This is a genomic window from Sphingomonas sp. 67-41 (assembly GCF_001899725.1).
Taxonomy (GTDB): domain Bacteria; phylum Pseudomonadota; class Alphaproteobacteria; order Sphingomonadales; family Sphingomonadaceae; genus Sphingomonas; species Sphingomonas leidyi.
Genome location: NZ_MKWJ01000015.1, coordinates 1 through 7,622 on the forward strand (window position 1 = coordinate 1; position 7,622 = coordinate 7,622).

At 64.4% G+C, this 7,622-nt stretch carries 6 protein-coding genes; all 6 read left to right on the forward strand.

Features of this window, described 5'->3' with window-relative positions; translation table 11 throughout:
- The first annotated feature begins 64 nt into the window (after positions 1–64).
- From BGP17_RS08305 to BGP17_RS08330, 6 genes are read left to right on the forward strand one after another with little or no spacing between them, the layout of a single operon-like run.
- Positions 65–1,237, forward strand: a complete 1,173-nt coding sequence (locus tag BGP17_RS08305; RefSeq protein ID WP_286711649.1) for an efflux RND transporter periplasmic adaptor subunit — start codon at positions 65–67, stop codon at positions 1,235–1,237.
- Positions 1,238–1,239: 2 nt separating this feature from the next.
- The gene (locus BGP17_RS08310) at positions 1,240–4,518 is read left to right on the forward strand and encodes an efflux RND transporter permease subunit (RefSeq protein ID WP_286711650.1); all 3,279 of its coding nucleotides are present in this window, start codon (positions 1,240–1,242) and stop codon (positions 4,516–4,518) included.
- Complete coding sequence (locus BGP17_RS08315; protein WP_286711651.1) at positions 4,515–4,847, forward strand: DUF190 domain-containing protein; 333 nt, start codon at positions 4,515–4,517, stop codon at positions 4,845–4,847. The genes BGP17_RS08310 and BGP17_RS08315 overlap by 4 nt, the downstream gene beginning before the upstream one ends.
- Before the next feature lie 7 nt (positions 4,848–4,854).
- Positions 4,855–6,150: a calcium:cation antiporter family protein gene (locus BGP17_RS08320; RefSeq protein ID WP_286711652.1), complete on the forward strand. Its 1,296-nt coding sequence runs from the start codon at positions 4,855–4,857 to the stop codon at positions 6,148–6,150.
- Positions 6,151–6,168: 18 nt separating this feature from the next.
- Positions 6,169–6,504 carry a hypothetical protein gene (locus tag BGP17_RS08325; protein ID WP_286711653.1) on the forward strand — a complete coding sequence of 112 codons (336 nt, stop codon included), beginning with the start codon at positions 6,169–6,171 and terminating at the stop codon, positions 6,502–6,504.
- Between the two features lie 53 nt (positions 6,505–6,557).
- Positions 6,558–6,911, forward strand: coding sequence for a hypothetical protein (locus BGP17_RS08330; protein WP_286711654.1), 354 nt, complete (start codon positions 6,558–6,560; stop codon positions 6,909–6,911).
- Positions 6,912–7,622: the final 711 nt, after the last annotated feature.

A 7,622-nucleotide genomic window follows, 5' to 3' on the forward strand; every position in this document is an offset into this window, starting at 1 on the left:
ATGATGCCGAAGCCCGCCTGGCGCGCCTGACGACGCCGGCCCCTTCGCTTTCCGGAGACACGCAATGAACTTCAACGATAAGCGCCTCCTTGGCGGCGTCAGCGCGGCCGTGCTCGTCGCCGCGGTGGGGGGCTTCTCCGTCGCTCGCCTGACATCTCCATCCGTTCCGGCCCCTGCCGCGCAGGAAGCCAAAAAGGATGAGCCGTCAAAGGCGGAAGCAGCGCCAGACAGCGTCGCGATGACCGCCGAAGCGATCAAGGCAGCTGGCATCGAGACCGAAGCCGTCAACGCTGGCGGCCTGGGAGCCGAGGTCGTCGCGCAAGGCACGGTCACCGCATCCCCGAACGGGGAGGCAGTGGTCACGGCCAGGGCGAGCGGCGCGGTTATCCGCGTCTTCAAGCGCCTCGGCGACAGCGTCCGCGCGGGCGAACCGCTCGCGATCGTGGAGAGCCGTGATGCAGCACAGCTCGCCTCCGAGCGGACGGTCGCCAATGCCCGAGCCGAACTGGCTCGCAAGAATCTCGAACGCGAACGGTATCTGGTCCGGCAACGCGTTTCGGCGCGCGTCGATCTCGAACGTGCCGAGGCAGACTATGCTGCCGCGCAGGCCGAGGTGCGTCGTGCGCAGGTTTCCGCAAGTGCGGCCCGTGTCACCAGCGATGGCCGTGGCGTGATCGTCACGAGCCCGATCTCCGGCCGCGTGACGGTCGCCAGCGTGACGTTGGGCGCGTTCGTGCAGCCCGAGGCCGAACTATTTCGCGTCGCCGATCCGCGCCTGGTACAAGTGGAAGCGTCGGTGGGCTCCGTCGATGCGGCCCGTATCGCACCGGGTGACACTGCCGTGATCGAGATGCCCAACGGCCGCACGGTCAATGCGCGCGTCCGCGCCGTGACTCCGACGCTCAATGGTGAAACGCGTGCCGCGACCGCGGTGCTCAACGTCGATGGTGGGGAGCTGCAGCCCGGTCTCGCGGTCCGTGTCCGCCTGAAGCCGAGCCGCGGTGAAAGCTCGACGGCGATCGTCGTGCCCGAAGAAGCCGTTCAGTCGGTCGAGGGCCGCGATGTCGTGTTCGTGAGGACCGCCGCGGGCTTCCTTGCGGTTCCGGTATCGCTCGGCCGCCGGAGCGCCGGACGCGTCGAAGTGCTTACCGGACTGGCCGGCGGCCAGACGATCGCAACTCGACAGGCATTTCTCCTCAAGGCCGAGCTCTCCAAGGGCACGGGCGAGGAGGAATAGCCGTGATCGCAAGTCTCATCGGATTGTCCGTCCGGGCGCGCTGGGCGGTGCTGCTGCTCTTCCTCGCCATTGCCGGCATCGGCGCCTGGCAGCTGACCAAGCTGCCGATCGACGCCGTCCCCGATATCACCAACCGCCAAGTCCAAATCAACACCGTCGAACGCGGGCTTTCGCCGATCGAGATCGAAAAGCGTGTAACCTTCCCCATCGAGACCGCCTTGGCGGGCATTCCGGGACTGGAAACCACGCGCTCGCTCTCGCGCAACGGTTTCAGCCAGGTCAACGCGATCTTCACCGACCAGACCGACCTATATTTCGCGCGTCAGCAAGTCAGCGAGCGACTCACCCAAGCCCGCGACACTCTGCCTGAAGGCGTGCAGCCGCAAATCGGCCCGGTCACCACCGGCCTTGGCGAGGTGCTGTTCTACGAGATCGATTTCGCCAACCCGGGCGGCAAGGGTGCGACCGTTCGCAACGGCCAGCCGGGCTGGCAGTCCGACGGTAGTTTCCTCACACCCGAGGGCGAGCGATTGACCGATGACCTGTCGCGCACTGCCTATTTGCGGACCGTGCAGGACTGGATAATCAAGCCGCAGCTGCGCACTGTCCAGGGCGTCGCCGGCGTCGATTCGATCGGCGGCTACGAAAAGCAGTTCGTCGTCGAACCCGACCCCGTGAAGCTTGCTACCTATGGCATTTCTTATTCCGAACTCGCGAAGGCATTGGAAGCCGCGAATCTCGCGGTCGGTGCGAATTATTTCAACCGCGGGGGCGAGGCGTTCCTCGTGCGTGCCGACGCGCGCATCCGCGACATCGACGAGATCGCCGGCGCCATCATAGCCACGCGCGGCGGCGTTCCGGTGCCGGTCAGCGCGGTGGCATCCGTCCATGTCGGCGGCGATCTGCGTACCGGTGCGGCCAGCGTAAACGGACATGAGGTCGTCATTGGCACGGTGTTGATGCTGATCGGCGAGAATAGCCGGATCGTGGCGCGATCGGCGGGCGACCGGCTGGCGCAAATCGCCAAATCGCTGCCGGCCGGGATCAAGATCACACCGGTGCTCGACCGCTCGAAACTGGTCAACGCCACTATCGAGACCGTCCAGCGCAATCTCGCCGAAGGCGCGCTGTTGGTCGCGGCGGCCCTGTTCCTGCTGCTCGGTAACTGGCGCGCCGCGGTGATCGCGGTGCTCGTCATCCCCTTCTCGTTCCTGATGATGGCGATCGGCATGAACGCCTTCCGGGTACCCGGCAATCTGATGAGCCTTGGCGCTCTGGATTTCGGCCTGATCGTCGATGGTGCCGTCATCATCATCGAGAATTGCCTCGCGCGACTAGCGCATCGCCAGGCGCATGAAGGCCGGCTGCTGACGCTTCGCGAACGTCTCGAAGAGACGATGCGGGCCAGCCAGGAGATGATCAAGCCGACCGTGTTCGGTCAGGCCATCATCCTGCTCGCCTTCGCCCCTTTGCTCATGTTCACCGGGGTCGAGGGCAAGACCTTTTCGCCGATGGCGATCACCATCATGCTCGCTTTGGTCGCGGCGTTTATCCTCGCCCTGACTTTCGTGCCGGCAATGGTCGCCTTACTGATCCGCGGCAAGGTGGCGGAAAAGGAGGTCTGGTTGATCGCGCGGACCAAGTCTCACTATGCGCCCTGGCTGGAACGCGCCGTCGCCCGGCCGTGGCCGTTCATTGGCGTCGGCTTTACCTTCTTCGCTGCGTCGGTGTTTGTATTTGGCCTGCTCGGGCAGGAGTTCATTCCCCAGCTCGACGAAAAGAATGTCGCTATGTCGTCGATGCGGGTGCCCTCGGTCGCGCTCGAGCAATCGCTCGCCATGCAGCGCGGCGTCGAGCGCGCGGTCACGAGCTTGCCCGAGGTCGAGCTGATGTTCTCCAAAACCGGCACCGCGGAGGTCGCGACCGACCCGATGCCACAGAACATGTCCGATGGTTACATTATCCTGAAGCCCCAGGACCAGTGGCCCGCAGGCGTGCGCACAAAGGCCGACGTGATCGCGCGCATTGAGCATGCGGCCGGCGCCCGGCTCGGGCAGGTGTATGAGGTCAGCCAGCCGATCCAGCTCAGATTCAATGAGCTGATCGCCGGGGTTCGCGGCGACGTCGCGATCAAGCTCTATGGTGACGATCTCGACAAGATGGGCGCGACCGCGCAGCAGATCGTCTCGGTGCTCAAGTCGGTCCGTGGAGCGGCAGACGTCAAGGCCGAGCAGACCGCCGGCTCGCCCACGCTCGACGTCAATTTCGACCGAGCGGCGATCGCCCGGTTCGGGCTCACCGTCGAGGAGGTCGCCGATACGGTCGCCGCCGCGATGGGCGGGCGCGAGGCCGGCTTGCTGTTCCAAGGCGATCGGCGGTTCGAGGTCACCGTACGCGTGCCGGAGACCACGCGTACGAGTTTGGATGCGCTCGCCGCGTTGCCCGTGCTGCTGCCGCAGGAAGCGAACGGCAAGCGCGAAACCGTACCGCTCAGTCAGGTCGCGCAGTTTCGCTTTAATGAAGGTCTGAACCAGGTAAGCCGCGAAAACGGCAAGCGCCGCGTTGTCATCCAGGCGAACGTTCGCGGGCGCGACGTCGGCTCGTTCGTCGCCGAGGCCCAGGCCGCGGTCGACAAGGTGGCGCTGCCGGCGGGCTCCTATCTCGAATGGGGCGGGCAGTTCCAGAACCTCCAGGCCGCCTCGCAGCGCCTCGCGATCGTGGTGCCGCTGTGCTTCGCGGCGATCTTCGGCTTGCTCTACATGGCCCTGGGCGGCTTCGCCCGGGCAGCAGCGGTGTTCCTCGCAGTGCCGCTCGGTCTGGCGGGCGGCGTGTTCACCCTCGCAATGACCGGGATCGCCTTCTCGGTATCGGCGGCGGTCGGGTTCATCTGTCTCGCGGGCGTCGCGGTACTCAACGGTCTGGTTGTGATGACGGCGATCCGCGAGCGGCTCGATGCCGGCGTGGAACTCAGCCGGGCGATCATCGAGGGCACGACCGAAAAGATGCGCGCGGTCGTGATGACCGGGTTCGTGCCGGCGATCGGCTTCGTGCCGATGGCGCTGGCGCACGGCACCGGGGCCGAGGTGCAGAAGCCGCTGGCGACCGTCGTGATCGGCGGCCTCGTCGCGGCGACCATCCTCACGCTGCTCGTCCTGCCCGCGATCTCGAAAGTGGTCCTTGGTCAGGGAGAGCATTGGACTCGCTGGAAGGATAAGCAGGGATTGAGGGCGGCCGGCGCCGCCGCCTCCGATGCTGAAGGAGAGACGCCGTGGCGAGAATGAAGTTGCTGCGCATCTACACTGACGAGGCAGCCTATTTCGGCGACGAGAGAGTCTTCGAGGTGGTAGCGGCGCGTGCGAGCGGCGCGGAACTGGCGGGTATGACGGTCGTGCGCGCGTTCTTTGGCTTCGGCCACAGTCCGCACCGGCACCGGCACCATTTGCTGGAGGAGGACCAGCCCCTCATCATCGAGATCATCGACGAAAGCGCACGCCTTCGCGCCTTCGCCGCTTCACTCGCCGATATTTCGGGGATCGGGTTGATCACTCTCGAGGCCGTCGAAATTTTGTTCGAAGCGCCCGGTCTTCCGGCACAGTCACCCAACGGATGAGGTCTGTATGACAACCTCTGCACACACGCGACCGTCGTTTGGAAGGTTCGTCACATTTCTGGGCATCGCCGTCGCGGCGACAATCCCGGCGATCGCGCTGCGGACGGGGGGATGGCGACCGGATCCGCTCCTCGACGCATTGCTGTTCGGCATGGCGATACTGGCAGCCGGCTTCATGCTCTCCTGGGGCGCCGAAGCTGCGGAGAAGCGCATCAGTCAGGGGTTGATCGTCGCAATCATAGCGCTGATCACCGTGTTGCCCGAATATGCGGTCGACTTCTATTATGCCTATGTCGCAGGACAAAACCCGGGCTCTAGCTACGTCCACTACGCAGCCGCTAACATGACGGGCGCGAACCGCCTCCTTGTCGGCTTGGCATGGCCGCTACTCATGTTCATCCACTGGCTCCGCACCCGACAACGCGAGATCGTCCTTTCCTCCGTCAATGCCGCAGAGATCATCTTCCTGCTGATCGGCTCGGCCTGGTCATTCACGATACTACTGCGCGACGAAATCGGCCTTCTCGATACCACAGTGCTCATCGCCATCTTCGGCGCTTATCTTTGGCGCGCCGGCCAGCTCCCAAAGGCCGACGAGGACGAGGATGAGGATGACGAACCCGGCCCGGCGGCTGCGCTCGCCGCGCTCTCTTTGCGGCGGCAATGGCTCATCATGGGCGCGCTCACCGTCATTGCGGCGGCGGTGATCCTGGTGTCGGCGGAACCCTTTGCCGAGGCGATGGTCGATTCCGGTCGTCGGCTCGGATTCGACGAGTTCCTGCTCATTCAATGGCTCGCGCCGCTCGCCAGCGAAGCGCCCGCCGTGACGATCGCGATCCTGTTCGTGCTGTCCGGTCGTGCCGCCGCCGGGCTTACAACGATGATCTCTGACAAGATCAATCAATGGACACTGCTCGTCGGCATGTTGCCGTTGGCGATGTCCTTTGGCGCCGGCGGCCTCACCGCGCTGCCGCTCGACGCACGCCAGCACGAGGAATTCTTCCTGACCGCCGCCCAGTCGCTCTTTGGCATTGCGCTGCTCTTGCGTCTGCGCCTCCATCTCGTCGGCGCGGTCGCGCTGGCGGTTCTGTTCCTGGCGCAGATCGGACTGGCGCTACGCTTTCTCGGCGACTCCGCAGCGACGATCGCCACCCTGACCTGGCTGGCCTGGGCCTATTTGGCTCTCGCGGCGGGGCTTTTCGCCGCCAACATCAGATCCCTCGGCCACCTGTTGCGCATCGGTATATCCTCCCGCCATCCTGAAGCGCACCTGCCGACCGAGCATCGACGGAATGACGCATGAAACCACCGGTCACGGAAAATGCGCGTCGTCGGCTTCTCGTGCAGGCGCTGCGGTCAGCTGCCGATCATTTTCGGCGCGGGACGGTGGGCCGACGCTGCTGATCAGGCTCGTTTGGCGCTGAACCTGGCACCCGGCGACCTACTGTTCCACGTTAACGAGCATCGCTTTACGCTGCTGCCGATTGCTGAAATGCTGGACTCCACCGCGTTGGACTTTTTGGGCGTCGAGTTCGGTCGCGAAAGCGACCGGACGCGATTTCTATCCAGGCAAGGCAGCCCAATGGCGGTCCGGGACATGGCCGCCTGCACCACTTCGAGATCGAGGATCTCGAAGTGTTCGGAGACGCGTATCTAATCTGGGCGCGGCGATGTTGAACGCGGGGATCAGCGGAGCGTACCCTGCGCGACGTGGGCGGCAACATCAAATTTGTGCTGATGGACATATGGGCACCGATGGCTAGACCGGCGCTGGACCTTCTCATCCCTCAGTTGCGGTCCGCCGCTATGTTGCTGTGCGACAACGTCGTTCGCTTCTGCTGGGACTATCGCGACTATCTCCTCTCGGATGCGCGATCCCCACGATGGTTTTCGGTCGGCGACGCTGCCTTTCGACGGAGGCTTCGAGCTTACGCCGTGGCGGCCATGAGCCCGAGCCCTGGCGATCCGCGGATCGACAGCGCACTACCGCCGTTGCGCGAAGGCTATGAGTTTATCTCAAACGGATGCGCCGCCATCGATCCGATATTTTCGAAACGCGGCTGATGTCGAGCCGTGACTGTTGCGTCCTGGGCGAGGAAGCAGCCCGCATGTTCTGCGAATGCCCGGGACCTCTAGCCACGGAAGCAGCAAACTGTATCATTAAGCCGCTGATGATCGGCGGCCCTGCATGAGAGTTTGGTGCGACAATGCTGACCTACTTGCGACAGATGTTCGAGGGGCTGGATGGGCTGTCTCTAGAGGCAGTTTCGAGCCCCGCTCGCGAAGCTGCGCCGCTGAAGCTTGGTGCCCACAGGTCGCCCGCACCCCTATCACACACGTCCGCGCCCGACTGATTCTGCGGATATCGACGATTTTTCAGCTGCGAGCCCGGATGGAACACAACTGACGAATGGAGCACGGTGAACGACTGAAGGAGGCACGCAGGGCCCTGATGCGACGCGTGGCCGATCTGGCGCGGCTGGACGCTGGCAGGGTAGTGCCTGACTCAGAGGACGCCTTGACGGAGCGTGCAGCCTTGGTTTCCGAGATCTCGAAGCTCGAAGAAGAAATCCGTCCCTTTTCGGGGAGTCGTGCGGGTCCAGAGTTATTGCCATCGGTCGCGAGGGTGCGGGAACTGCCCGAAATCCTGACTGCGGCTCGCATCGCCAGGGGGATGACTTGACGTGCTCCCCAAAACTCCTCCAGTCATAACTGGAGTCCGGGGTTATCATCGTGCCCTTGTGGGCAGGGTTGCACAACCCGCCTGGCAGCATC